The 22,353-nt window shown below is 71.7% G+C and carries 22 protein-coding genes; 10 read left to right on the plus strand and 12 right to left on the minus strand.

What is annotated here, in order from left to right; translation table 11 throughout:
* Positions 1–28 precede the first annotated feature (28 nt).
* The 3 genes from ACFC1I_RS19505 to ACFC1I_RS19515 all read left to right on the plus strand — a co-directional run bounded on the left by ACFC1I_RS19505 (position 29) and on the right by ACFC1I_RS19515 (position 2,048).
* On the plus strand, positions 29–1,042 hold the full coding sequence (locus ACFC1I_RS19505; protein ID WP_376013328.1) for an aldo/keto reductase family protein: 1,014 nt from the start codon (positions 29–31) through the stop codon (positions 1,040–1,042).
* Positions 1,043–1,045: 3 nt separating this feature from the next.
* Positions 1,046–1,525 carry an NUDIX domain-containing protein gene (locus tag ACFC1I_RS19510; protein WP_376013330.1) on the plus strand — a complete coding sequence of 160 codons (480 nt, stop codon included), beginning with the start codon at positions 1,046–1,048 and terminating at the stop codon, positions 1,523–1,525.
* Between the two features lie 160 nt (positions 1,526–1,685).
* The gene (locus ACFC1I_RS19515; protein ID WP_376013332.1) at positions 1,686–2,048 is read left to right on the plus strand and encodes a VOC family protein; all 363 of its coding nucleotides are present in this window, start codon (positions 1,686–1,688) and stop codon (positions 2,046–2,048) included.
* A gap of 16 nt (positions 2,049–2,064) precedes the next feature.
* On the opposite strand, the gene ACFC1I_RS19520 is transcribed toward ACFC1I_RS19515, so the two are convergent.
* The 4 genes from ACFC1I_RS19520 to ACFC1I_RS19535 are packed head-to-tail and all read right to left on the minus strand — an operon-like array spanning position 2,065 to position 5,673.
* Positions 2,065–2,595, minus strand: a complete 531-nt coding sequence (locus ACFC1I_RS19520) for a ribonuclease H (protein ID WP_376013334.1) — start codon at positions 2,593–2,595, stop codon at positions 2,065–2,067.
* A gap of 10 nt (positions 2,596–2,605) precedes the next feature.
* Entirely contained in the window at positions 2,606–3,124 is a 519-nt protein-coding gene (locus tag ACFC1I_RS19525) for a GbsR/MarR family transcriptional regulator (protein ID WP_376013336.1), read from the minus strand.
* Positions 3,125–3,133: 9 nt separating this feature from the next.
* Entirely contained in the window at positions 3,134–4,753 is a 1,620-nt protein-coding gene (locus tag ACFC1I_RS19530) for an ABC transporter permease (RefSeq protein ID WP_376013339.1), read from the minus strand.
* The gene (locus ACFC1I_RS19535; protein ID WP_376013341.1) at positions 4,750–5,673 is read right to left on the minus strand and encodes an ABC transporter ATP-binding protein; all 924 of its coding nucleotides are present in this window, start codon (positions 5,671–5,673) and stop codon (positions 4,750–4,752) included. Before ACFC1I_RS19535 ends, ACFC1I_RS19530 begins: the two co-directional genes overlap by 4 nt.
* Before the next feature lie 163 nt (positions 5,674–5,836).
* Here ACFC1I_RS19535 and ACFC1I_RS19540 point away from each other — a divergent pair, with 163 nt between their 5' ends.
* Genes ACFC1I_RS19540 through ACFC1I_RS19560 form a run of 5 tightly spaced genes read left to right on the plus strand, consistent with a single transcriptional unit; the run spans position 5,837 to position 10,625 of the window.
* Positions 5,837–6,529 carry a GntR family transcriptional regulator gene (locus tag ACFC1I_RS19540; RefSeq protein ID WP_376013344.1) on the plus strand — a complete coding sequence of 231 codons (693 nt, stop codon included), beginning with the start codon at positions 5,837–5,839 and terminating at the stop codon, positions 6,527–6,529.
* On the plus strand, positions 6,526–8,052 hold the full coding sequence (locus ACFC1I_RS19545; protein WP_376013346.1) for an MmgE/PrpD family protein: 1,527 nt from the start codon (positions 6,526–6,528) through the stop codon (positions 8,050–8,052). The genes ACFC1I_RS19540 and ACFC1I_RS19545 overlap by 4 nt, the downstream gene beginning before the upstream one ends.
* The gene (prpB, locus tag ACFC1I_RS19550; protein ID WP_376013349.1) at positions 8,052–8,951 is read left to right on the plus strand and encodes a methylisocitrate lyase; all 900 of its coding nucleotides are present in this window, start codon (positions 8,052–8,054) and stop codon (positions 8,949–8,951) included. The genes ACFC1I_RS19545 and prpB overlap by 1 nt, the downstream gene beginning before the upstream one ends.
* Before the next feature lie 23 nt (positions 8,952–8,974).
* On the plus strand, positions 8,975–10,165 hold the full coding sequence (locus ACFC1I_RS19555) for a bifunctional 2-methylcitrate synthase/citrate synthase (RefSeq protein WP_376013352.1): 1,191 nt from the start codon (positions 8,975–8,977) through the stop codon (positions 10,163–10,165).
* A gap of 4 nt (positions 10,166–10,169) precedes the next feature.
* The gene (locus ACFC1I_RS19560; protein WP_376013354.1) at positions 10,170–10,625 is read left to right on the plus strand and encodes a hotdog fold thioesterase; all 456 of its coding nucleotides are present in this window, start codon (positions 10,170–10,172) and stop codon (positions 10,623–10,625) included.
* A 46-nt stretch (positions 10,626–10,671) separates the two neighbouring features.
* Here the strand turns inward: ACFC1I_RS19560 and ACFC1I_RS19565 are convergent, their stop codons facing one another.
* From ACFC1I_RS19565 to ACFC1I_RS19595, 7 genes are read right to left on the minus strand one after another with little or no spacing between them, the layout of a single operon-like run.
* Positions 10,672–11,742, minus strand: coding sequence for a branched-chain amino acid ABC transporter permease (locus ACFC1I_RS19565; RefSeq protein ID WP_376013356.1), 1,071 nt, complete (start codon positions 11,740–11,742; stop codon positions 10,672–10,674).
* Entirely contained in the window at positions 11,739–12,617 is an 879-nt protein-coding gene (locus ACFC1I_RS19570; protein ID WP_376013359.1) for a branched-chain amino acid ABC transporter permease, read from the minus strand. Before ACFC1I_RS19570 ends, ACFC1I_RS19565 begins: the two co-directional genes overlap by 4 nt.
* A gap of 19 nt (positions 12,618–12,636) precedes the next feature.
* On the minus strand, positions 12,637–13,344 hold the full coding sequence (locus ACFC1I_RS19575; RefSeq protein WP_376013362.1) for an ABC transporter ATP-binding protein: 708 nt from the start codon (positions 13,342–13,344) through the stop codon (positions 12,637–12,639).
* Complete coding sequence (locus tag ACFC1I_RS19580; protein WP_376013365.1) at positions 13,341–14,111, minus strand: ABC transporter ATP-binding protein; 771 nt, start codon at positions 14,109–14,111, stop codon at positions 13,341–13,343. Before ACFC1I_RS19580 ends, ACFC1I_RS19575 begins: the two co-directional genes overlap by 4 nt.
* Before the next feature lie 4 nt (positions 14,112–14,115).
* Entirely contained in the window at positions 14,116–15,402 is a 1,287-nt protein-coding gene (locus ACFC1I_RS19585) for an ABC transporter substrate-binding protein (RefSeq protein WP_376013368.1), read from the minus strand.
* A gap of 18 nt (positions 15,403–15,420) precedes the next feature.
* Positions 15,421–17,028 (minus strand): alcohol dehydrogenase catalytic domain-containing protein, encoded by a 1,608-nt coding sequence (locus ACFC1I_RS19590; protein ID WP_376013371.1) that lies wholly within the window; start codon positions 17,026–17,028, stop codon positions 15,421–15,423.
* Between the two features lie 3 nt (positions 17,029–17,031).
* Positions 17,032–18,609, minus strand: coding sequence for a long-chain-fatty-acid--CoA ligase (locus ACFC1I_RS19595; protein ID WP_376013373.1), 1,578 nt, complete (start codon positions 18,607–18,609; stop codon positions 17,032–17,034).
* Positions 18,610–18,803: 194 nt separating this feature from the next.
* Between ACFC1I_RS19595 and ACFC1I_RS19600 the strand changes: the two genes are divergently transcribed.
* Positions 18,804–20,033: a TetR/AcrR family transcriptional regulator gene (locus ACFC1I_RS19600; RefSeq protein WP_376013376.1), complete on the plus strand. Its 1,230-nt coding sequence runs from the start codon at positions 18,804–18,806 to the stop codon at positions 20,031–20,033.
* Positions 20,034–20,087: 54 nt separating this feature from the next.
* Here ACFC1I_RS19600 and ACFC1I_RS19605 read toward each other — a convergent pair whose 3' ends face one another.
* A complete protein-coding gene (locus ACFC1I_RS19605; RefSeq protein WP_376013379.1) occupies positions 20,088–21,578 on the minus strand; it encodes an aldehyde dehydrogenase family protein in 1,491 nt (496 codons plus the stop codon).
* Positions 21,579–21,725: 147 nt separating this feature from the next.
* Here ACFC1I_RS19605 and ACFC1I_RS19610 point away from each other — a divergent pair, with 147 nt between their 5' ends.
* The gene (locus ACFC1I_RS19610) at positions 21,726–22,337 is read left to right on the plus strand and encodes a TetR/AcrR family transcriptional regulator (protein WP_376013382.1); all 612 of its coding nucleotides are present in this window, start codon (positions 21,726–21,728) and stop codon (positions 22,335–22,337) included.
* Positions 22,338–22,353: the final 16 nt, after the last annotated feature.

Below are 22,353 nucleotides of genomic sequence, written 5' to 3' on the forward strand. Positions count from 1 at the left end.
TGACCTCCGGGGCGGGTAGCGTTTTCTCATGGTCAATTTTCGGTACCTCGGAAACAGCGGTCTCAAGGTCAGCGAGATCACCTACGGCAACTGGGTCACCCACGGCTCGCAGGTCGACGACTCGGCCGCCATCGCGACGGTCCACGCGGCGCTCGACGCCGGCATCACCACGTTCGACACCGCCGACGTGTACGCGAACACCGCCGCCGAGGCGGTGCTCGGCAAGGCGCTCGAGGGCCAGCGCCGCGAGTCGCTCGAGATCTTCACCAAGGTCTACTTCCCGACAGGCCCGCAGGGCCCGAACGACACCGGCCTCAGCCGCAAGCACATCTTCGAGTCCATCAACGGGTCGCTGAAGCGCCTCGGCACCGACTACGTCGACCTCTACCAGGCGCACCGCTTCGACTACGAGACGCCGCTGGAGGAGACCTTCCAGGCGTTCGCCGACGTCGTGCGCCAGGGCAAGGCGCTCTACATCGGCGTCTCGGAGTGGACGGCCGAGCAGCTGCGCGAGGGGCACGCCCTCGCAAAGAGCTACGGCGTGCAGCTCATCTCGAACCAGCCGCAGTACTCGGCCCTCTGGCGGGTCATCGAGGGCAAGGTCGTGCCGGCCTCGGAAGAGCTCGGCATCTCGCAGATCGTCTGGTCGCCGATGGCCCAGGGTGTGCTGAGCGGCAAGTACCTGCCCGGCCAGCCGGTGCCCGAGGGTTCGCGCGCGACCGACGACAAGAGCGGTGCCCGCTTCATCCAGGGCTTCCTCCGCGACGAGGTGCTCGAGGCGGTCCAGCGTCTGAAGCCCGTCGCCGAGCAGGCGGGCCTGTCGATGCCGCAGCTCGCCATCGCGTGGGTCCTGCAGAACAAGAACGTCGCGTCGGCGCTGGTCGGGGCATCCCGTCCCGAGCAGCTCGCCGAGACGGTGAAGGCCTCGGGCGTCGTACTCGACGCCGACACGCTCGCCGCGATCGACACCGCCCTCGGCGATGTCGTGTTCAGCGACGCCGAAGACACCTACACGGTCTCGCCGAAGACCCGTATCGTCTGACCCGTGATCACGAGCGCCGGCATCCTGCTGTACCGGATCGCGCCCGAACCCGAGGTGCTCATCGCGCACATGGGCGGTCCGTTCTGGGCGTCGAAGGATGCCGGCGCCTGGTCCGTCCCCAAGGGCGAGTTCGTCGAGGGGGAGGAGGGGGCGCTGGATGCTGCGCGCCGCGAGTTCCGCGAAGAGCTCGGCATCGACCCGCCTGAGCCGCCCTACGCCGAGCTCGGCACCTTCGCGTACTCGTCGGGCAAGCGCGTGACGGTGTTCGTGGCCGACGGCACCGGGTTCTCGCTCGACGGACTCGAGTTCGGCGAGTTCGAGCTGGAGTGGCCCCCGCGTTCCGGCCGCACCGCCCGGTTCCCCGAGGTGGACCGCGTCGAGTGGACCGCCCTGGACTCCGCCCGCGACCGCCTGGTGGAAGGCCAGCGCCCCGCGATCGACGCCCTCGAGCGCCACCTCGCCGACGCCGCGGCCCCGGGCTGACGCGTCCCCGCCCCCCCTTCTTTCCGCGAGAGTACAGCTGGTCGCCGAGAGGGTGGTTGGTTCCCTACCTTTCGTCCACCAGCTGTACTCTCGCGGTCTCTTGCGGGGCGGGGGAGGGCGGCGGAGACTGGCCGGGTCCGGCCCGAACGAGAGGAACCCCATGGCTCACGGCGACATCACGCACATCGACATCCCGGTCAGCGACTTCGGCAAGGCGACGGCCTTCTACTCCGACCTGTTCGGCTGGCAGATCGCCGAGGTTCCCGGCTTCGAGGGGTACCCGATGTGGCAGGCGCCCAACCAGATCTCGGGCGGCGGCCTCGCCCCGCGCGAGGACGGCTTCACCCAGCCCCGCTCCTACGTCGAGGTCGACTCGATCGACGACACCATCGCGAAGGCCACGGCCGCCGGCGGCGCGGTCCTGCGCGAGAAGGGCGAGATCACCCCGACCAGCTGGTGGGCCGTCATCAGCGACCCCGACGGCAACGCCGTCGGTCTCTTCGAAGGCTCGATGGAGGGCTGACCCTCCGGCGCCGAGGTCAGCGGCCGTTCTTCGGGGCGACCGCGACGTCGATGCGGTCCTGCGCGCCGAGCGACGACCACGCACTCGCGGTGCCCTTCGCCGCGTGCTCCGACGCGCGCACGGCGCGCTCGTCGGCCCACGCGTTGAGCACGTGTCCGGAGTGACCGCGCACGTGCTCGAGCTCGACGTCGGGAAGCCCGGCGGCCCGCCGCGCGTCGCGCGCCACGATGAGCTGCTCGAGGATGTCGACGTTCTTCGTCGGCGCGCCGGTCGAGGTCTTCCAGCCGCGGCGGCGGTGGCCGTCCATCCACTTCGTGTAGGTGTCGATCGCGTACTTCGAATCGGCCTGCACGACGAGGTGCGTGACGTCGGCGTGGTCCTCGATGGCCTTGAGCAGGCCCATCAGCTCGCCGATGTTGTTGGTCCCCGAGGGGATCGCGCCGGCCGCCCAGTGTCCGTCCTCGCCGACCCAGGCCCAGCCCGTCGGTCCGGGGTTTCCCTTGCAGGCGCCGTCGGTGGCCACGATGTAACGAGCGTCGGAAGTCACTCGGGCAAGGCTACCCGCCCGGCGCCCCCTCGCCGCCCGCCCCAGACCCCGGAGCTTCGGGCACCTCGGCCTCGTCGCGGCCTGCGCGCCACTCGGCCGCGAGCCGCGGCATCCGTTCCGCCAGATACCGCAGGAAGTCCGCGATCTCATGCGCCCGCGCGGCGGACGCGGGAGCCTCTGGGTTCTCGTCGGCGATGCGGTCGAGCGACGCCGCCAGGGTGCCGTACAGGGGTGCGTTCGCCGTGATCATGCCCGACCACGAGTCCTCGGCCAGGTCGTAGCGATCCCGCCGGTCGCCGGGCCGCGAGAGCCGGTGGATGAGCCGCATCGAGACGAGGTACCGCACCGCGCCCGACACCGCGGCGGCAGAGACGCCCAGCCGGTCGGCGAGGTCCGCGGCCGTGTACCCCTCGTCGGGCGAGCCCGCGAGCGCCATCATGACGCGCGCCGGCATGCGCGGCATGCCCACGGCGGTGAGCATCGCCGCCGCCTGCTCGGCCGCCTCGGCTCCCGGGTGCTCCACCGTCATGACACCGTTCTACCCCGCCGAGGCGAGTTCGCGCCGCCGCATGAGGGCGAGGGATGCTGCGGCCCCGACGCCGACGGTGAGCACCAGCCACCACATCCCGCGGAGGTCGACCTCGCTGCCGCTCGGCACCGGTGCGACCGAGAACGGCGACAGGTTGGTCACCCATTCCGGAAGCCCCAGGAGCGGGCCGAACAGGCCGAACACGATCGCGGCGGTCACGAGCGTCCACCCGAGCGGGATCGTCCAGCGCGGCGCGATCGTGAAGACCAGCGCGGTCAGGACGAGGAAGACGGATGCTGCGACCACCTGCCCCCACGCGGCGACGAACGCGTCGCCGGTCAGGGTGGCGCCGTTGTCGAGGCCCGCGGCTCCCGCCCACGCCCCGGCGAACGCGGCGGCGCACGTGAGGACGATGGCGAGGAACCCGACCACGACGAAGTCGGCGAGCCAGCGCACCCGCTGGACGGGCGTCGCGAGCACGGGCTCGGCGGTGCCGTGCGCCTCCTCCTGCCGGGCGCGCGCGACAGTCTGCACGCCCGCGCACGCGGCGAGAAGTCCCACCATGGTGAAGAAGACGACGATGACCGCCTGCTCGAGGTCGGCTTCGGCCGAGAGCGCCTTCAGCATGTCGGCGACTGCCGGGTTGTCGGCGCCCATCTCGTTGACGACCGAACCGAGCGAGGTCGAGAGTGCGCCGGCGAAGAACGCGCCCGCCATCCAGCCGATCGTCGATCCGGTCGCGAGCCGTGTCACGAGCGCCGTCGTCGACGACAGCCCGGCACGGGCGCCGGCGCGTCCCTGACGCTCCGGGATGATGCTCGCGTCGAGGTCGCGCACGGTCTGGAGGGCGAGCGCCGCCGCCGCGAGCACGACGAACGCGCCGAGGCACAGGAGCGCCGGCCACCAGGCGTTCTCGTCGAACGCGCGGGTGTTCTCGGCCCAGCCGAACGGCGAGAGCCATGTCAGCCATGAGCTCTTCATGTGCGTGAGGTCGCTGCTCGGGGTGCCGAGCGCATTGCCGATCCCGGCGACGAAGAACGTGACGACGAGCACCCAGACCGCGAGCGAGTTGGCGCCGCGCGAGGTGCGCATGAGCTGCGCCGACAGGAGCGCGACGCCGAGGTACGTCAGCCCGCCGGCCGCGGCGGTGAAGCCGGCGAGCCACGAGCCCTCGGCCGGCGCGCCGCTGGAGAGGAAGGCGGCGGCGATGAGCACGCCGAGCACGACGTTCGCGAGCACGCCGTGGACGATCGTCGCGACCGTCGGCACCGCCCGCCCGGCCGTCGTCGCCGCGACGAGTTCGAGGCGTCCCGCCTCCTCGTCGCCGCGCGTGTGCCGCACCGCGAGGAACGTGCTCATGAACGCCGCCATCATCACCAGGAACGGCATGAGGAGGAAGACGATGAAGGCCTTCTCGTCGGGCCCCGAAGGCAGCCCGCGGAACAGCAGGATCACGGGATTCGCCATCACCGTGGCGAGGAGCGCCGTGCGCTCCTGCTCGGTGCCGTACGTCGTCGCGGCGCCCGAGAGGCCCGCGAGCGCGAGCGCCATGGTGCCGACGATCCACAGCGTCAGCTGCAGCCAGTCCCGCCGCAGCCGCTGCGCGAGCAGGGTGGCGAGCCGGCTCATCGCCCGTTCCTCTCCAGCACCGCGAGGTCGTCGCCGTAGTGGCGCAGGAAGAGCTCTTCGAGCGACGGCGGCGCCACCCGCAGCCCCGAGACGCCCAGGCGTGAGAGCTCCGGCAGCACGCCCGAGACCTGATCGCTGTCGACGGTGAAGCGCACGCGGCCGTCCTCGACCAGGGCGTCGTGTGCTGCAGCGAGCGCGGCTGCGGGCGCAGCATCCGTCCCCTCGTACGAGACCTCGGTGCGCGTGAGGTGACGCATGTCGGCCAGCGTGCCCGACTCGACGACGCGCCCGGCGCGGATGATCGAGACGCGATCGCACAGCTGCTCGACCTCGGAGAGGATGTGGCTCGACAGCAGCACGGTGGCGCCCGCGGCGTGCACGCGCGAGACCTCGCGGCGGAACATGACGTCCATGAGGGGGTCGAGGCCGCTCGTCGGCTCGTCGAGGATGTACAGGTCTGCGGGCACGGCGAAGGCGGCGATGAGCGCCACCTTCTGCCGGTTGCCCTTCGAATACGCGCGGCCCTTCTTGCGCGGGTCGAACTGGAACGCCTCCATGAGGCGCGCCTTCTCGCCTGCGTACGCCTTGTCGTGCCGCGCCGCGCCGCGCAGCCGCGCGAGCAGGTCGATCGCCTCGCCGCCCGACAGATTCGGCCAGACGCTCACGTCGCCCGGGATGTAGGCGACGCGGCGGTGGATCTTGACGGCGTCGCGCCACGGCTGCATTCCGAAGACGGATGCCTCGCCGCCGGTGTTCCGGGCGAGCCCCAGGAGGATGCGGATCGTGGTGGACTTGCCGGCCCCGTTGGGCCCGAGGAATCCGTGCACCTGGCCCTCGTCGACGGCGAGGTCGAGTCCGTCGAGAGCGTGGACGCGGCCGTAGTGCTTGGTGAGGCCGCTCGTGCGGATGACTGTGGTCATGGCGCTGACGCTACGCCCGATTCACAAGTTCCTGAATATTCCTCACGGTTTCCATGCGCCGTGGATTCTATGTATACCTTTACGCCAGAAAACCGCGACGACATGGCTTGGCGAGCCATTTATGTATACACTGGCCGAGGCGTCGAACGAGGAGGTGATGCGGATGCGGGCCAGTGACCGCGCGTACGCGACCCTTCTCGACGAGATCCAGTCCGGCGTCCTGCGACCCGGTGCCGTGCTCGGCGAGGTCGAGCAGGCCGCACGCCTCGGCGTCAGCCGCACGCCGCTGCGCGAAGCGCTCGGCCGGCTCGCCGCCGACGGGCTCGTCGCGCAGCAGTCGCCGCGCGTGACCGTGGTCACCGCGATCGACGCCGACGACATCCGCGAGATCTTCGAGGTGCGCCGCGCCCTCGAGGAGTCGGCGGCACGGCTCGCTGCGGAGCGGGGGGATGCGGCGGCCTTCGCCGAGCTCGCCCGGGAGTTCGCGCGGGTCGACCTCGACGGCGGCGGGGCGGGGGCCGACGGCCGCGACGCCTACTACGCCCTCATCGCGGACTTCGACCTGGCGCTCGACGCCGCGGTCGCGAACGACTACCTCACCGCGGCGCTGCGCACCGTGCGCACCCATCTCGTCCGGGTGCGCCGACTCGCGCGCGACAATCCGGCCCGACTCGCCGCATCCGTCGCCGAGCACCGTCTGATCGCCGCGGCGATCTCGGCGCGCGACGCGGACCTCGCCGCCCACGCCACCCACGTGCACCTGCACAACGCGCTCAACAGCATCTTCGAATCCCTCACCGCGGCGGCTCCGGCCGACCTCCACGACTCCGCGCTCGACCTGAAAGGCCAGCCATGACCGTCACCCACCACCTCCGCGTCCACCGCAGCGAAGAGAACCTCGAGCGCGAGGGTCAGCTCGCGTGGCACATCGCCGAGGTCGCGGCCGATCCCGTCGAGGTCGACGCCGACGTCGTCGACATGATCATCAACCGCGTGATCGACAACGCGGCGGTGGCCGCAGCATCCATCACCCGTGCACCTGTCAGCGCCGCCCGCCAGCAGGCCCTCGACCACGCCGTGTCGGTCGGCGGCTCGGGCGCCACGGTGTTCGGCTGCGCCCTCGACCGCAAGACCAGCCCGGAGTGGGCGGCCTGGGCGAACGGTGTGGCCGTGCGCGAGCTCGACTACCACGACACGTTCCTCGCGGCGGAGTACTCGCACCCGGGCGACAACATCCCGCCCATCGTCGCGGTCGCGCAGCACGTCGGCGCCGACGGACGCGCGCTGGTGCGCGGCCTCGCGACCGGCTACGAGATCCAGATCGACCTCGTGCGCGCGATCAGCCTGCACAAGCACAAGATCGACCACGTCGCGCACCTCGGCCCGTCGGCCGCGGCCGGCATCGGCACCCTCCTCGGCCTTCCCGTCGAGACGATCTACCAGGCCGTCGGCCAGGCCCTCCACACCACGACCGCCACGCGCCAGTCGCGCAAGGGCGAGATCTCGACGTGGAAGGCGCACGCCCCCGCGTTCGCCGGCAAGATGGCGGTCGAGGCCGTCGACCGCGCGATGCGCGGCGAGACCGCACCGAGCCCGATCTACGAAGGCGAGGACGGCGTCATCGCGTGGCTGCTCGACGGCCCGGAGGCCTCGTACGAGGTGCCGCTGCCCGGTCAGGGCGAGTCCAAGCGCGGCATCCTCGACTCGTACACGAAGGAGCACTCGGCCGAGTACCAGGCGCAGGCCTGGATCGACCTGGCGCGCAAGCTCCACAGCGAGCACCCCGAGCTGCTCGACGCGGCCAACGTCGAGGCGATCGTGCTGCACACGTCGCACCACACGCACTACGTGATCGGCTCGGGTGCCAACGACCCGCAGAAGTACGACCCCACCGCATCGCGCGAGACGCTCGACCACTCGATCCCGTACATCTTCGCGGTCGCGCTGCAGGACGGCGGCTGGCACCACGTCGACTCGTACACCCCCGAGCGCGCCGGCCGTGCCGACACGATCGACCTGTGGCAGAAGATCACGACGGCCGAGGACGCGGAGTGGACCCGCCGCTACCACTCGGAGGACCCGAACGAGAAGGCGTTCGGCGGCCGCGTCGAGATCCGCCTCACGAACGGCGAGACCATCGAGGACGAGATCGCGGTCGCCGACGCGCACCCGCTCGGCGCGCGGCCGTTCGTCCGCGAGGACTACGTGCGCAAGTTCCGCCTGCTGGCGGAGCCCGTGCTCGCGGCTGACGAGATCGAGCGCTTCCTCGACCTCGCCGAGCGCCTGCCCGAGCTGAGCGCCGAAGAGGTGCAGCAGCTCACGATCGTCGCCGACCTCGGCGTGCTCGCCGGCGCACCGGCGCCGAAGGGCCTGTTCTGATGCTGTACTCCGACATCCCCGCGCACGAGAAGCGGCGGCTGTTCCGCGAGCGGCTCGCGACGGGCGAGCTGCTGCGGTTCCCGGGCGCCTTCAACCCGCTCTCGGCTCGCCTCATCGAGCGCAAGGGCTTCGAGGGCGTGTACATCTCGGGGGCCGTGCTGAGCGCCGACCTGGGCCTGCCCGACATCGGCCTCACGACGCTCACCGAGGTGGCGGCGCGCGGCCAGCAGATCGCGCGCATGACCGACCTGCCGGCGATCATCGACGCCGACACCGGCTTCGGCGAGCCGATGAACGTCGCCCGCACGATCCAGACCCTGGAAGACGCGGGCCTCGCGGGCACGCACATCGAGGATCAGATCAACCCGAAGCGCTGCGGCCACCTCGACGGCAAGGCCGTCGTCGACCAGGACACCGCGATCAAGCGGATCCGGGCGGCGGCCGATGCCCGGCGCGACCCGAACTTCCTCATCATGGCGCGCACCGACATCCGCGCCGTGGAGGGGATGGATGCCGCGATCGACCGCGCGAAGGCGCTCGTCGACGCGGGGGCCGATGCGATCTTCCCCGAGGCGATGCGCACGCTCGAGGAGTTCGCCGCGATCCGCGGCGCCGTGGACGTGCCGATCCTCGCCAACATGACCGAGTTCGGCAAGTCCGAGCTGTTCTCGGTCGAGCAGCTCGCGAGCGTCGGGGTCAACATCGTGATCTGGCCGGTGTCGCTGCTGCGCATCGCGATGGGCGCGGCATCGCGTGCTCTCGATACGCTCATCGACGAAGGACACCTCACCTCCAAGCTCGGCGAGATGCAGCACCGCGCCGACCTCTACGACCTCATCGACTACGAGCACTACAACCACTTCGACCAGGACGTCTTCAACTTCCAGATCGCCCGCTGAGTCACTGACCCGAAGGAGCAGTCATGACCGAACCCGACATCAAGAAGGGCCTGGCCGGCGTCGTCGTGGATTACACGGCGGTGTCGAAGGTCAACCCCGACACGAACTCGCTGCTGTACCGCGGCTACCCGGTGCAGGAGCTGGCGGCCACGCAGCCGTTCGAGGCCGTCGCCTACCTGCTGTGGCACGGCGAGCTGCCGACCGACGTGCAGCTGGCGCAGCTGCGCGCGACCGAGCGGTCCTACCGGCACCTGCCCGCCGACGTCCGCGCCGCGATCGACCTCGTGCCGATCGACGCGCACCCGATGGACGAGGTGCGCACCGCGGTCAGCCTGATCGGCGCGCGCGACCTCGCCGGCACCGGCTCGGTGCTCGAGGTGAGCGGGAGCGAGGAGGAGAACCTGGCGCGCAGCATCCGCCTCTTCGCCATGCTCCCCGCCATCGTCGCCTACGGTCAGCGCCGCCGTCGGGGCCTGCAGCCCGTGGCCCCGCGCGACGACCTCGACTACGCCGCGAACTTCCTCTGGATGACCTTCGACGAGACGGCCGACGACATCGTCGTCGACGCGTTCAACCGCTCGATGATCCTCTACGCGGAGCACTCGTTCAACGCCTCGACGTTCACCGCGCGTGTGGTGACCTCGACGCTGAGCGACCTGTACTCCGCGGTCGTGGCCGCGATCGGCGCCCTCAAGGGACCGCTGCACGGCGGCGCGAACGAGGCGGTGCTGCACATCTTCGACGAGATCGGCACGGCCGAGAACGTCGGGCCGTGGCTCGATCAGGCCCTCGCCGAGAAGCGCAAGATCATGGGCTTCGGTCACCGCGTCTACAAGCGCGGCGACTCGCGCGTGCCGACGATGAAGGCGGCGCTCGACACGCTCGTCGAGCACTACGACCGTCCCGAGGTCGCGGCGCTGTACGACGCGCTCGAGAGCGAGTTCGTGAGCCGCAAGGGCATCTACCCGAACCTCGACTACCCGTCGGGCCCGGCGTACAACCTCATCGGCTTCGACACGCTGACGTTCACGCCTCTGTTCGTGGCGGCCCGTGTCACCGGCTGGACCGCGCACATCATGGAGCAGCTCGCCTCGAACGCGCTCATCCGCCCGCTGTCGGAGTACAACGGCCCGGACGAGCGTCACATCGACGGCTATGTGGCGGATGCTGCGCACCTGGCCGCCGCCGACCGCGAAGAGGAAGCCGCGGGCTGACACCATGAGCCTCTGGTTCGGCGACGTCTCGGGCATCGACCTCACGGCGATGGCCCCCGGGACGCTCATCGAGAACCTCGGGATCGAGATCGTCGAGATCCGCGACGACGCGCTGGTGGGACGGATGCCGGTGGATCACCGCTCCGTCCAGCCGGCGGGCGTCCTGCACGGCGGGGCGTCGGTCGCGCTCGCCGAGACGCTCGCATCGTGGGCCGGATACCTCGCCGTGGACCGCGAGCGGTTCCACGTGGTGGGCATGGAGATCAACGCCAACCACCTGCGCTCGATCTCATCGGGCTGGGTGGTCGGCACCGTGACCCCGATCAGCGTCGGCCGCCGCGTCCACGTGTGGGAGATCCGCATCGCCGACGAGGCCGGGCGCCTGGTCTGCATCTCGCGCTGCACCCTCGCGGTCATCGAGCAGCGCAGCACCTATTCGACGCCCGAGCAGCGCGCCTGATTCCGGCTGCCTCGACCCGCGCGCGTGCGCCGGGTCGAGGCATCCGTCATCGACTGCCGCCTGTACGCGCCCCCGGAATGCGGCGCACGAGAGGGGTGAGGGCTCCGCGGAGGAGTCCCACGAGCCCGTACGGCAGGAAGAACGCGAACACGACGAGCACGGCGCCGTAGACCGCGCCGGTCGCGGCGGGGCTGATGCTCGACGTGAACGTCGGCACGTACTGCACGAACAGCGCGCCGAGCACGGCGCCGGGCACGGTGGCGAGCCCGCCGACGACGATCAACGTCACGAACGAGATCGAGAGGGTCAGGCCGAAGTTCTCGGGGCCGATGAACTCGAGCAGCATCGCGTACAGGCCGCCCGCGACGCCGGCATAGACGGCGGATGCCGCGAACAGCCGCGCCTTCGTCTGCCACACGTCGACGCCCAGGGTCTCGGCGACGAGCTCGGCGTCGCGCACCGCGACGAACGAGCGGCCGAGGCGGCCGCGCGCGAGCCGGCGGGTGACGAGGTACGCGAGGGCGGCGGCGCCCAGGGCGAGGTAGTAGACCCACTGGTCGTGGGCGAGCGGGATCCAGGCGGGCGGATCGCCGTCGATCGCGATGCCGCGGCTGCCGTGGGTCCACGGCTCGAGCGCGCGGATCACCGCGGGCGTCGCCATCGCCATCGCCAGGGTCACGAGCCCCAGCTGCAGGCCCTTCAGCCGCAGCGCGGGGAGGCCGATGAGGTAGCCGACGACGAACGGCAGCACGCCGGCGGCGACGAGCGTGAGCGGATGCGGCAGCCCGCTCTCGCCGGCCACGGCCACGGTGTACGCGCCGATCGCGAAGAACGCCGAGTGGCCGAGCGAGACCTGCCCGCCGAAGCCCACGAGGAGGTTGAGGCCGAGCCCCACGATCGTCCAGATCATGACGAGCGTGACCGTGAGGTTGATGTAGCTCGGGTTGACGAGCGGGACCGCGACCAGGGCGACCGCGGCGACGACCGACAGCACGATCGCGAGCCACCGGGGCGGCGCGAGCGGCGGGCGGGGTCGCCGCAGCCACTCGGCGGCGGACGAGGCCGGCCGGCGCGACGCGAGGAGCGTGCGGACGGGGGACGTGGTCGTGACGGTCATGCGCGCACCAGCTCCCGGCGTCCGAAGATCCCCTGCGGCCTGATGAGCAGCACCGCGACGATGATGAGCAGGGCCATCACCTGCTTGAGCTCTGAACCGACCGCCGGGAGGTAGGCGCCGGCGAGGTTCTCGATGACACCGACCGCGACCCCGCCGACGAGCGCGCCGACCGGGGACTCGAGCCCGCCGAGCGTCGCTGCTGCGAACGCGTAGATGAGGACCGGCCCCATCATGCCGGGGTGCAGGAACAGCTCGGGCGCGATCATCGTGCCGGCGAGCGCGCCGACGGCGCCCGCGAGCGCCCAGCCGATCGACATCGTGCGGCCCGTCGAGATGCCCGACAGCTCGGCCGACTCGGGCGCCGACACGGCCGCGCGCATGCGCAGGCCGATACGCGTGAACCCGAAGAGCGCGGCGAGGCCCGCGGCGACGACGAGCACCGCGAACACGATGCCGACGTCCTGCCGCGACACCGCGACGCCGCCGACCACGAACGAGCCGGCGCCGAAGAGCGCCGGCATCTCTTTGGTCTGGTACGTCCATATCCAGCCGATGAGCGCGTTGAGCGCGATCATGAGGCCGAGCGTCACGATGATGAGGGGCAGGTGCTGATGCCGGCGCACGAGCGGCCGCACCAGCACGCGCTCGATGCCCGCCGACAGCAGGGCGAGAGCCACCATCGAGACGAGCAGGGCCCCCCAGATCGGCACGCCCCACGCGGTGAGCTGCCATGACACGTACGCACCGAGCAGGGCCAGCTCGCCCTGGGCGAAGTTGAGTGTGCGCGACGCGCGGTACACCAGCACGATCGCCAGCGCCAGCGCGCCGTAGACGGCGCCCGTGGCGATGCCGTCGACCACCTGCTGCAGGAACATCGATCCTCCTCGTCGCTCGTCAGACGCCGAGGTACGCGCGGCGCACCTCGTCCTTGTCCCGGAGTTCGGCCGCCGAGCCGCGCACGGTGATCGTGCCGCTCTCGATGACGACGGCCTCTTCGGCGATGCCGAGCGCGAGCTCGGCGTTCTGCTCCACGAGGAGCATCGCGGTGCCGGTCTCGCGGCCGATCTCGTCGAGCGTCGCGAACAGCTCCTGCGTGATCTTGGGTGCGAGCCCCAGCGACGGCTCGTCGAGCAGCACGAGCTGCGGCGCGGCCATGTACGCGCGGGCGATCGCCAGCAGCTGCTGCTCGCCGCCGCTCAGCCCGGAGGCGGGGCGGCCGCTGCGCTCGGCGAGCCGCGGGAACCGATCGAGCCAGCGCGCGGCGTCGCGGGCGGCCGCGCGTCCGGGTCGGCCGGATCCGCCGACCAGCAGGTTCTCGCGCACCGTGAGATCGCCGAAGGTGCCGCGACCCTGGGGCACGTGGGCGATGCCGGTCGCGGCGACGCGGTGCGGCGGCATCCCGGTGACGTCCTTCCCCGCGAAGCGGACCGCGCCTTCGACGCGGCAGAGCCCCGAGATGGTGCGCAGGGTCGTCGTCTTGCCCGCGCCGTTCGCACCGAGCACGACGAGCCGCCCGCCCTCGGGGATCTCGAAGACCACGTCGCGCAGCACGGTGACGGCGCCGTACCCGGCGGCGGCGATCTCGACCGTCAGCAGTGTCATGCGGCGGCGCTCCCGAGGTATGCGGCGACCACCTGCGGGTCGCGGGCGATCTCGGCGGGCGCGCCGGTCGCGATGATGCGCCCGAAGTTCAGCACGACGACCCGGTCGCACACCGCGCGGACGAGGCCCATGTGGTGCTCGACCAGCAGGATCGCGGTGCCGCGCTCGGCGGCGAGGCGCCGGAGCGTCGCTCCGAGCTCGAGCACCTCGCCGTGGATGAGCCCGTTGGCAGGCTCGTCGACGAGCAGCAGCCGGGGTTCTGCGACGAGCGCCCGGGCCAGCTCGACGCGCTTGAGCGTGCCGAAGGGCAGGGTTCCCACGACCCGCGGGGCCACGTCGCCGAGGCCGAGGTCGGTGAGCAGCGCCATCGCGCGCCCCCGCATCGCGGTCTCGGTGCGGGCGACGGAGGGCACGGCGAACGCGCTCGCCCAGTACCCGCCGCGGGTGGCGTGGTAGGCGCCGGCCAGCACGTTCTCGAGCACGGTCTGCGAGGGGAGCAGACCGAGGTTCTGGAACGTGCGGCCGACGCCCAGGGCGGCGATCCGGTGGCGGGGGAGGCGGGTGACCTCGTTGCCTGCGACGCGGATGCTGCCCTGCTGCGGCCGGTAGAGACCGCTCACGCAGTTGAAGAGGCTGGTCTTGCCGGCGCCGTTGGGGCCGATCAGCCCGACGACCTCGCCGTCGGCGACGGTCAGGCTCGGCCCGTCGAGGGCCTGCAGTCCGCCGAACGACAGCCGGACGTCCGAGATCTCGAGCAGATCGGCCACGGCGTCAGTCCCCGACGGTGTAGCTGCCGTCGGCGAGGTCCCAGTTCTCGCCGTTGAACACCTGCACCTTGATCTCGTTGAACACGTAAGGGTAGTCGGGCGTCGTCGTCACCGTGACCGGCGCGAGGTCGAGTGCGAGGTCTTCGAACGACGTGGCCGCCTCGAGCAGCGCGGTGCGCGTGCAGCCGTCCATCTGCGTGAGGGCGGCCTCGAGCAGCTGCGCCGTCTGGTACCCGGCCGCGGCCGGCGCCGACAGCGCGTTCACCTCGTCGGGGTGGGCGGCGGCGAAGTCGGTCCACGCGTCGAAGCCCGCGTCGCCGGCGAGCGAGGGGTCGGTGATGTCCTTCGTGTACGCGATCGAGACGACGCCGTCGGCGGCGCCGGGACCGGCCGGCTTGAGGAAGAACGTCGCGTCGGCCGCCGGGGCGTTGATCACGGTGGTGGCGTCCCACCCGAGCTCGAGCTTCTTCTTGAGCGACTGCGTCGCGAACGCGCCGACCGCCCAGTCGAGGAACACGTCCGCGCCCGACGCGGCGAGCGCGGTGACCTGGCTGTCGACCGAGGCCGACGCGACCTCGTACGACTCGGCCGCGACGAGCTCGACATCGGTGCCCTCGAACGCCTCCTCGAAGCCGGCGCGGATGCTCTCGCCGAAGTCGTCGTTCTGGTACAGGATCGCCGCCTTCGCGCCGGGGTGGTTCTCGACGAGGTATTCACTCAGCGCCTGCACCTCGAAGCCGTACTGCGGCATGAAGGCGGTCGTCCACGGTTCGCTCTCGTGGAGGGCGAGGATCGCGTCGCTGCCGGTGCCTGTGAACAGGTTCGGCACGCCGGCCTCCTCCACGTAGGGCGCGACGCTGATCGCGGCGCCCGTGCCCAGCACGCCGGCGAGCGCGAACACCTCGTCCTGCTCGACGAGCGTGCGTACGTTCGCTGCGGTCTTGGCCGGGTCGTACCCGTCGTCGAGCACCGACACGGTGACGTCGCGCGTGACCCCGTCGGCGAACTCGAGGCCGCCGGCGGCGTTGATGTCGTCGAAGTACGCCTTCAGCGTCTGGCCGATCGCACCGTAGGCGGCGGCCGGCCCCGACAGCGGGATGCTGTTGCCGATCTTGACCTCGGTGTCGGTGAACCCGGGGTCGCACTGCGCCGCGTCGGGCGAGGTGGCTTCGGGCGCGGCGTCACGGCCGGCGCAGCCGGCGAGGACCAGCGCGGCGGTCGCGCCGGCCGCGACGAGCGGCAGCAGGCGGCGGGAGGGACGGGAGGGGCGGGTGGTGCGAAGGGTCGACATCATTCCTCCTCGAATGCGTCAGGTGCTGTGTGTTGCGGGAGTGGTGTCGCCGGCGGCGACGGGGCGGTCCTCCACGTGCTCGAGGACGAAGTAGAAGGGGCGGCCGCGGTCGTCGGTGTCGCGGCCCGTCATGACGCCGAACACCGCGTCGGGTCCGAGTCGCACGAAGTGGTCGATGATCGGCTGGCCGTCGTAGACCATCGACGCCGTCGCGACGCCGGCGTGCGTCATGGTGCGCAGGGTCGCTCCGCCGCGAGCGAGGCGGGCGTCGGCGGCGAGTGATCCGTCGTCGGTCTCGCACACGATGGGCGCGACGTCGTCGTCGGAGCGGAAGAGCTTGCCGTACCACCGGCTGCGCGCGAGCAGCCGCCCGGCACGGTGGTCGCGCGTGGCGGCCCAGCCGTGCCAGAGCCCGCGCAGCTCGGCAGTCGCGACCGGTGGAAGCGAACGCCAGAGCGCCCCGAGGTCGTCGTCGGGCACACCGTGGCGAAGCCGATCGATCAGTGACGGGACGGATGCTGCGGCCGCAGCATCCACCATCTCCATCGCCTGCGGGGCGGGTGCCGCCATCTCGAGCACCGGCTTGACGACGCGACCGGCCCGTGCGTCGGTGATCGCGGCCTGCGCGTCGGCGAACGCGTACGTGGCGATGAGCCGCTCGACCGGGAGCCGCCTGGCGCGCCACAGTGCGGCGAGCAGCGGCACGTCGCGGGCGACATCGGCGTCGCCCTCGATCACGCCGGTGAGCGTGCGGCCCCACAGCAGGCGCGACTGCGAAACGGTCACGGGGTTGGCGCCCGGCTTGAGCGCGACCGTCGCGGCGACGCCGCGCGGGGCCAGTGCGGCGAGTGCGGCATCCGTCGTCGCCTGCGTGCCGACCGTGTCGAGCACGTGCGTGAAGCCCGTGAGCGACCCGGCGGCGTCGGGGTCGACGGCCTCGGTCGCGCCGAGCTCGAGCGCCAGGGCGCGCCGCGCCTCGAGGGGATCGCTCACGGCGATGCGCCCGACCCCCCGGTGCGCGGCCGCCATGACGGCGGCCAGGCCCGTGGTGCCGGCGCCGAGCACGAGCAGCGCATCGCCCGATGCCGGGCGCAGCACGTTGAGCACGGTGCCCGCGCCGGTCAGGATGCCGCAGCCGAGCGCCGCGGCGACCGCCCACGGCACGTCGGCGCCGATCGCCACGGCGCTCGATTCGGGCACGACGACGTGCGTCGCCCACGAGGACTGGGCCATCCACGCGGTGGTGACGCGCTCGCCGCCGTCGGTCGCCGCGTCGGAGCGCGGGGCGTAGTTGAGCGCGGCGAAGCTGTCGCAGTACGCCGGGTGCCCGTCGCTGCACGGGGCGCACGCGCCGCACGAGCCGAAGCCCAGCACGACCCGGTCGCCCGGCTGCAGGCGCGTCACGCCCGCGCCGACGGCCTCGACGACGCCGGCGCCCTCGTGCCCGAAGACAGCCGGGAAGCGGTCGCCCGCCCCGCCGTCGATGCCGAACAGGTCGGTCGGGCACACCCCGGATGCCCTGATCTGCACGACGATCTCGTGCGGCTCGGGGGCGCGCACGGTGACGTCGGCGAGCGCGACGGATCCGCCGCGCTCACGGATGAGCGCGGCCACAGCGGCTGTCATGGCCTACGCGGGAGTGAGCTCGCGGTCGGCCGCGCGCAGCGCGACCTTGTTGACCTTGCCTGCGGCGTTGCGCGGGAGTGCGGGCACGATGACGAGCGCCTTGGGCTGCTTGAAGCGGGCGAGCTTGTCGCCGAGCCACGCCTGCAGCTCGTCGACGGTGAGCTCCTCGCCGGGCGCCAGCGCGACGGCCGCCACGGGGACCTCGCCCCAGCGCTCGTCGGCGCGGCCGTAGATCGCGGCGTCGAGGATCTTGGGGTGGGCGAAGAGCACGTTCTCGACCTCGGCGCAGTAGATGTTCTCGCCGCCCGAGATGATCATGTCCTTCTTGCGGTCGACGACCCAGACGAAGCCCTCGTCGTCCTGCCGGACGAGATCGCCGGAGTGGAACCAGCCGCCCTCGAAGGCCTCGGCCGTCTCGTCGGGCTTGCGCCAGTAGCCCTTCATCAGGGTCGGCCCGCGGTACACGATCTCGCCGACCTCGCCCGGTGCGACATCGTTCATGTCCTCATCGACCACGCGGTACTGGATGGTGGGGATCGGCCTGCCGACCGAGCCGAGCTTGCGGAGGGAGTCCTCGCCTCGCAGCACGCACGTGATCGGCGACAGCTCGGTCTGGCCGAAAACGGCGACGTTCGTGGCGTGCGGGAACGTGTCGGCCATCGCGTGCAGCAGTGTGTCGGACGCGGGCGCCGCGCCCCAGCTGATGATGCGCAGGTGCAGGTCGCGGTCGGGGATGGACGGGTCGGCGCAGATCACCTGCCACTGCTGCGGCACGTTGAAGACGATCGTGGCCTTCTCGCGCTCCCACGCGTCGAGCAGCTCGGTGGCGTTGAACGCGCCGAGGGGATGGATCACCGTCGGGATCCCGAGGATGAAGTTCGGCGCGATCGACCCCAGGCCCGCGATGTGGAAGAGCGGGGCCGTCATGAACGAGATGTCGCTCTCGTCGACGACGTTGTTCGCGCGGATGCACGTGATCGACTGGGCGTAGAGGTTGACGTGGTCGAGCATCGCGCCCTTGGGGCGCCCGGTGGTGCCCGACGTGTACATGATGAGCGCGGTGGTGTCTTCGGGGATGTCGGGCCCCTCGAAGCCCTCCGGGTCCTCGGCGGCGAGGTCGGCCCATGACTCCTGGCCCTCGCCCGCGTCGCCGATCACGATGACCCTCTTGATGCGGTCGGTGATCTGCGCGACGGCGCCCACGAGCGGGGCGAGCGGGCCCTCGACGATGAGCACGTCGGCGTCGGCGTCGTCGACGATGTACGCGATCTCGGGCGGCGTGAGGCGGATGTTGATCGGCACCGCGATCGCCCCGAGGCGGTTGATGCCGAACACCGAGATCACGACCTCGGGCCGGTTCAAGGTGAGCAGCAGCACGCGGTCGCCGGCCGCGACCCCGCGGCGGGCGAGTGCGGCCGCGAAGGCGTTCATGCCATCGCGGGTCTCGCGCCACGTGGTCGGGGTTCCGAGGAAGCGGAAGGCCGCGGCATCCGGCTTCATCTCTGCGTGCGTCGCGATCTGGTTCATCCAGTGGTTGCGCCGCGCGGCGGCGGGGATCGCGAAGGGGGCGGAGTCGGTCATCGGGCTGCCTCTCGTGACGTCTTCGTCCGGATGCCGCGACACTGCGACACCGGTGGCTGGTGTGTCGAGTATGACAGGCCCACCGGCGGTTGTCACGCGTTTTGTTAATTGAAATTCACATCGCGCGACGCACGGGAAGTGAACGCGGCCTCGCGTTCCGGGTCGCGCGCCGGAGCCGCGAGTAGGCTGTCCGCATGCCCGCCGCCGCGCCGTCCGCCACCCGCACGAGGCCGCGGGACCGCAAGCGCCGCATCGAGGAGGCGGCCGCGCTCGCGTTCGCGCAGAACGGCTATCACGCCGTCGCCATGCAGGACATCGCGGCGGCCGTCGGCATCTCGGCGCCCGCGCTGTACCGGCACTTCCCGAACAAGTACGCGCTGTTCGTGCAGACCGCGTTCACCATCGCGCACCGCCTCATCGAAGACACCGACGTGGCCGCCGCGCTCCCGCTCGATTCACCCGGCGAGGCGCACGCCGCCCTCGACGCCCTCGTCGACGCGGTCATCGCGACCACCGTCGAGCTGCGCGCGACCGGCGGCATCTACCGGTGGGAGGGGCGCTACCTCGAGCCCGCCGAGCGTGAACTGCTCACGTCCGAGTTCCGCCTGCTGCGAAAGCGGTTCGAGGCCGCGCACGTCGTCTACCGCCCCGACGTCGACGAGGCCGATCGCCGGCTCCTCGTGCTCGGCGCGCTGAGCGTCATCGCGAGCATCACCGCACACCGCACGGTGGTGGGCGCCCGTGCCCTGCGCACGCTGCTGGCCGGTGCGGCGTGGCGCGCCCTCGACGGCTCGCTCCCGGCTCCCGACTCGTCGACGGCGATGGATGCTGCGCCCCCGCGTCCGCCCGTCGACGAAGCCGCGTCCGAGCAGGGTCGCCGGGCGCGTCTCATCGACGCGGCGATCCGGCAGTTCGCCGCGCGCGGCTACAACGAGGTGACCATCGAGGACGTCGCGGCCGAGGTCGACCTCACGCCGTCGGGGGTGTACCGGCACTTCGACGGCAAGTCAGCGCTGCTCCTGGCCGCGTGCGACCGTGCCGCCGTCGAGCTCGAGCGTGCCGCGCTGCACGCCCGTGAGTCGGCCTCCTCGCCCGAGGACGCGCTGCGCCGCCTCTGCCGCGCGTACGTCGACCACACGTTCACGCATCTCGCGCTGATGCGCATCTACTTCTCCGAGATCGCCAACCTCGCGCCTGACGAGCAGCGGCGCCTGCGCGCCCTGCAGCGCGCGCACATCGCCGACTGGGCGGCGCTGCTCCAGGCTGTGCGTCCGGAACTCGGCGGGCGCGAGGCATCCGTCCTCGTCCACGCCGGGCTGGGTGTCGTCGCCGACCAGGCGCCGCTGCTCACGGTGCGCGACGATGCCGCCGCTGCGCGGCTGACGCGCCTGGTCGAGATCGTCATCGGCATCGACGCGCACTGAGCCGGCGGGCGGCGGCATCGTCGCGCACTGCGGGCTGCGGGCTGCGGGCCCGGGTCAGCGCGCCTTGCCGTGGAGCATCGGGATCATGCGCTCGACCATGTGCATGTCCTTGGGGGAGCGCTCGAGCGTCAGCAGGTTGAGCGCGGCCTTGCGGGTCTGGCGCGCGATCGACTTGGGCACGCTGAATTCGCGGAGGCCGTCGGCGCCGTGGATGCGGCCGAAGCCCGACCCCTTGACGCCGCCGAACGGCAGGGCGCCGATCGCGGCGAATCCGAGGACCGAGTTGATCGTGACCACGCCGGCGTTCAGCTGGGCGGCGACGCGCTCGCCCTTCTTCGCGTCCTTCGTGAACACGGCGGCGCCGAGGCCGTAGTCGGTGGCGTTCGCGCGGGCGACCGCCTCGCCGAGATCGGCGACGGCGTTGATGACGACGGTGGGCCCGAACGTCTCGCGCTGCACGGCGTCGGAGTCCTCGGGGACGTCGACGAGCACGATGGGCGACACGGTGCGACCGCCCACCGACTCGGGCCCGCCGAAGACGGCCCTGCCGCCGCGTGCGAGGGCGTCGTCGACGTGCGCGGCGACGACGCCGGTCTGGGTGGCGAGGGTCATCGGGCCGTACGTCGGGGTGTCGCCGGTCACGACGATGCGCTTCGCGCGCTCGACGACCTTGTCGACGAGCGCGTCGCGCACCCGCTGCTCGACGTAGACGCGCTCGACGCCCACGCACGTCTGGCCCGCGTTGCCGAGCGCACCGAAGGCGATGAAGTCGGCCGCGGCGTCGAGGTCGGCGTCCGCGGCGACGATCAGCGCGTCCTTGCCGCCGCACTCGGCGACGAGCGGGGTGAGCGTCTCGGAGCACGCCGCCATGACCTTCTTCGCGCTCGCGGTCGAGCCCGTGAACGCCACCTTGTCGACGCCCGCCCGCACCAGGTCGGCGCCCGTGGCGCGGCCACCCGTCACCACCTGCAGCACCGGCCGGTCGCACACCGCGCGCCACTTCTCGGCGACCCACACGGCGGTGCCGGGGGTGAGCTCGCTGGGCTTGAAGACGACGGCGTTGCCCGCCGCGAGCGCGTACGAGATCGAGCCCATCGGCGTGTAGAACGGGTAGTTCCACGGGCCGATCACGCCCACGACGCCGTACGGCACGTAACCGAGCGTCGCGTGCTGGTTGTAGTTGACGAGCCCGGCCTTGACCTTGCGGCGCTTGAGCACCGCCTCGGCGTTCTTCGCGGCCCAGTCGAGGTGGCCGAGCGTCAGCATCACCTCGAGGAGCGCGTCGCCCTCGGGCTTGCCGGTCTCGCGCGCGATCGTCGCCGCGAGCGCCTTGGCGTCGCGCGCGATGGCGGCCTTGAAGGCGATGAGCAGGCGCCGGCGTTCGCCGAAGGCGAGCCCCGCCCACCAGGCCCCTGCTTCGCGGGCGCGCTCGACGGCGCTCTGCACATCGGCGTCGGAGGCGACGGGGTAGGACGCGATCGGGCTGCCGTCGCGCGGGTCGGTGGTGGTGAGGACGGACGTGCTGTCGTCGTGCAGGAGGGTCATGTCGGGTCTCCATCTCGTCGCCGAGACTCGTCGTTGAGGGCGTGAAGTGAATGGCGATTCACGGTATCGCCGCCGTGTTCGCGCCGCAAGGGTCCGCGCGAACATTTTCGAATCCTGGTTAGAATGTGGGGAACGAGAGGGGGCCGGGTGTCGCAGGCAAGCGAGGACGGCGCGACCGCGAAATCGCAGCGCACGCGTCAGCGCATCCTCGACGCCGCCGCCCAGGTGCTCAGCCGCAAGGGCTACGCCGGCACCCGCCTGACCGACGTCGCCGATGTGGCGGGCGTGCAGGCCCCCGCGATCTATTACTACTTCGGCTCGCGCGACGACCTCGTCGAAGAGGTGATGTGGGCGGGCGCGCACCGCGTGCGGGTGCACGTCGAAGAGGTGATCGCGGCGATGCCCGACGAGGCGACGCCGCTCGATCGCATCCTCGCGGCGGTCGACGCGCACCTGCGCTACGAGCTGCAGATCTCGGACTACACGACAGCCTCGGTGCGCAACGCCGGCCAGGTGCCCGAGCACCTCCGCGTGCGCCCCGCGTCCGAAGAGGCGTCGTACAGCCGGATCTGGCGCGACCTGTTCCACGCCGCTCAGGACGCCGGCGAGCTTCGCCCCGACCTCGACATCAACATCTTCCGCCTGCTGCTGCTGGGCTCGATGAACTGGGCCGTGGAGTGGTGGAACCCCCGCACCCGCAGCCTCGACGACCTCGTCCGCCAGACCCAGGATCTCGTCCGCCACGGCGCCGGCGCCTGACCCCGGCCGCCGTCCT

Origin of the sequence: Microbacterium sp. NPDC056044, assembly GCF_042267145.1 — a bacterium.
Classification (GTDB): Bacteria; Actinomycetota; Actinomycetes; order Actinomycetales; family Microbacteriaceae; genus Microbacterium.

Coding starts and splice junctions, on each gene's coding strand:
- ACFC1I_RS19505 (WP_376013328.1), top strand. CDS start 29: ATGGTCAATTTTCGGTACCTCGGAAACAGCGGTCTCAAGGTCAGCGAG.
- ACFC1I_RS19515 (WP_376013332.1), top strand. CDS start 1,686: ATGGCTCACGGCGACATCACGCACATCGACATCCCGGTCAGCGACTTC.
- ACFC1I_RS19525 (WP_376013336.1), bottom strand. CDS start 3,124: ATGACGGTGGAGCACCCGGGAGCCGAGGCGGCCGAGCAGGCGGCGGCG.
- ACFC1I_RS19530 (WP_376013339.1), bottom strand. CDS start 4,753: ATGAGCCGGCTCGCCACCCTGCTCGCGCAGCGGCTGCGGCGGGACTGG.
- ACFC1I_RS19535 (WP_376013341.1), bottom strand. CDS start 5,673: ATGACCACAGTCATCCGCACGAGCGGCCTCACCAAGCACTACGGCCGC.
- ACFC1I_RS19540 (WP_376013344.1), top strand. CDS start 5,837: ATGCGGGCCAGTGACCGCGCGTACGCGACCCTTCTCGACGAGATCCAG.
- ACFC1I_RS19545 (WP_376013346.1), top strand. CDS start 6,526: ATGACCGTCACCCACCACCTCCGCGTCCACCGCAGCGAAGAGAACCTC.
- prpB (WP_376013349.1), top strand. CDS start 8,052: ATGCTGTACTCCGACATCCCCGCGCACGAGAAGCGGCGGCTGTTCCGC.
- ACFC1I_RS19555 (WP_376013352.1), top strand. CDS start 8,975: ATGACCGAACCCGACATCAAGAAGGGCCTGGCCGGCGTCGTCGTGGAT.
- ACFC1I_RS19560 (WP_376013354.1), top strand. CDS start 10,170: ATGAGCCTCTGGTTCGGCGACGTCTCGGGCATCGACCTCACGGCGATG.
- ACFC1I_RS19565 (WP_376013356.1), bottom strand. CDS start 11,742: ATGACCGTCACGACCACGTCCCCCGTCCGCACGCTCCTCGCGTCGCGC.
- ACFC1I_RS19570 (WP_376013359.1), bottom strand. CDS start 12,617: ATGTTCCTGCAGCAGGTGGTCGACGGCATCGCCACGGGCGCCGTCTAC.
- ACFC1I_RS19575 (WP_376013362.1), bottom strand. CDS start 13,344: ATGACACTGCTGACGGTCGAGATCGCCGCCGCCGGGTACGGCGCCGTC.
- ACFC1I_RS19585 (WP_376013368.1), bottom strand. CDS start 15,402: ATGTCGACCCTTCGCACCACCCGCCCCTCCCGTCCCTCCCGCCGCCTG.
- ACFC1I_RS19590 (WP_376013371.1), bottom strand. CDS start 17,028: ATGACAGCCGCTGTGGCCGCGCTCATCCGTGAGCGCGGCGGATCCGTC.
- ACFC1I_RS19595 (WP_376013373.1), bottom strand. CDS start 18,609: ATGACCGACTCCGCCCCCTTCGCGATCCCCGCCGCCGCGCGGCGCAAC.
- ACFC1I_RS19600 (WP_376013376.1), top strand. CDS start 18,804: ATGCCCGCCGCCGCGCCGTCCGCCACCCGCACGAGGCCGCGGGACCGC.
- ACFC1I_RS19605 (WP_376013379.1), bottom strand. CDS start 21,578: ATGACCCTCCTGCACGACGACAGCACGTCCGTCCTCACCACCACCGAC.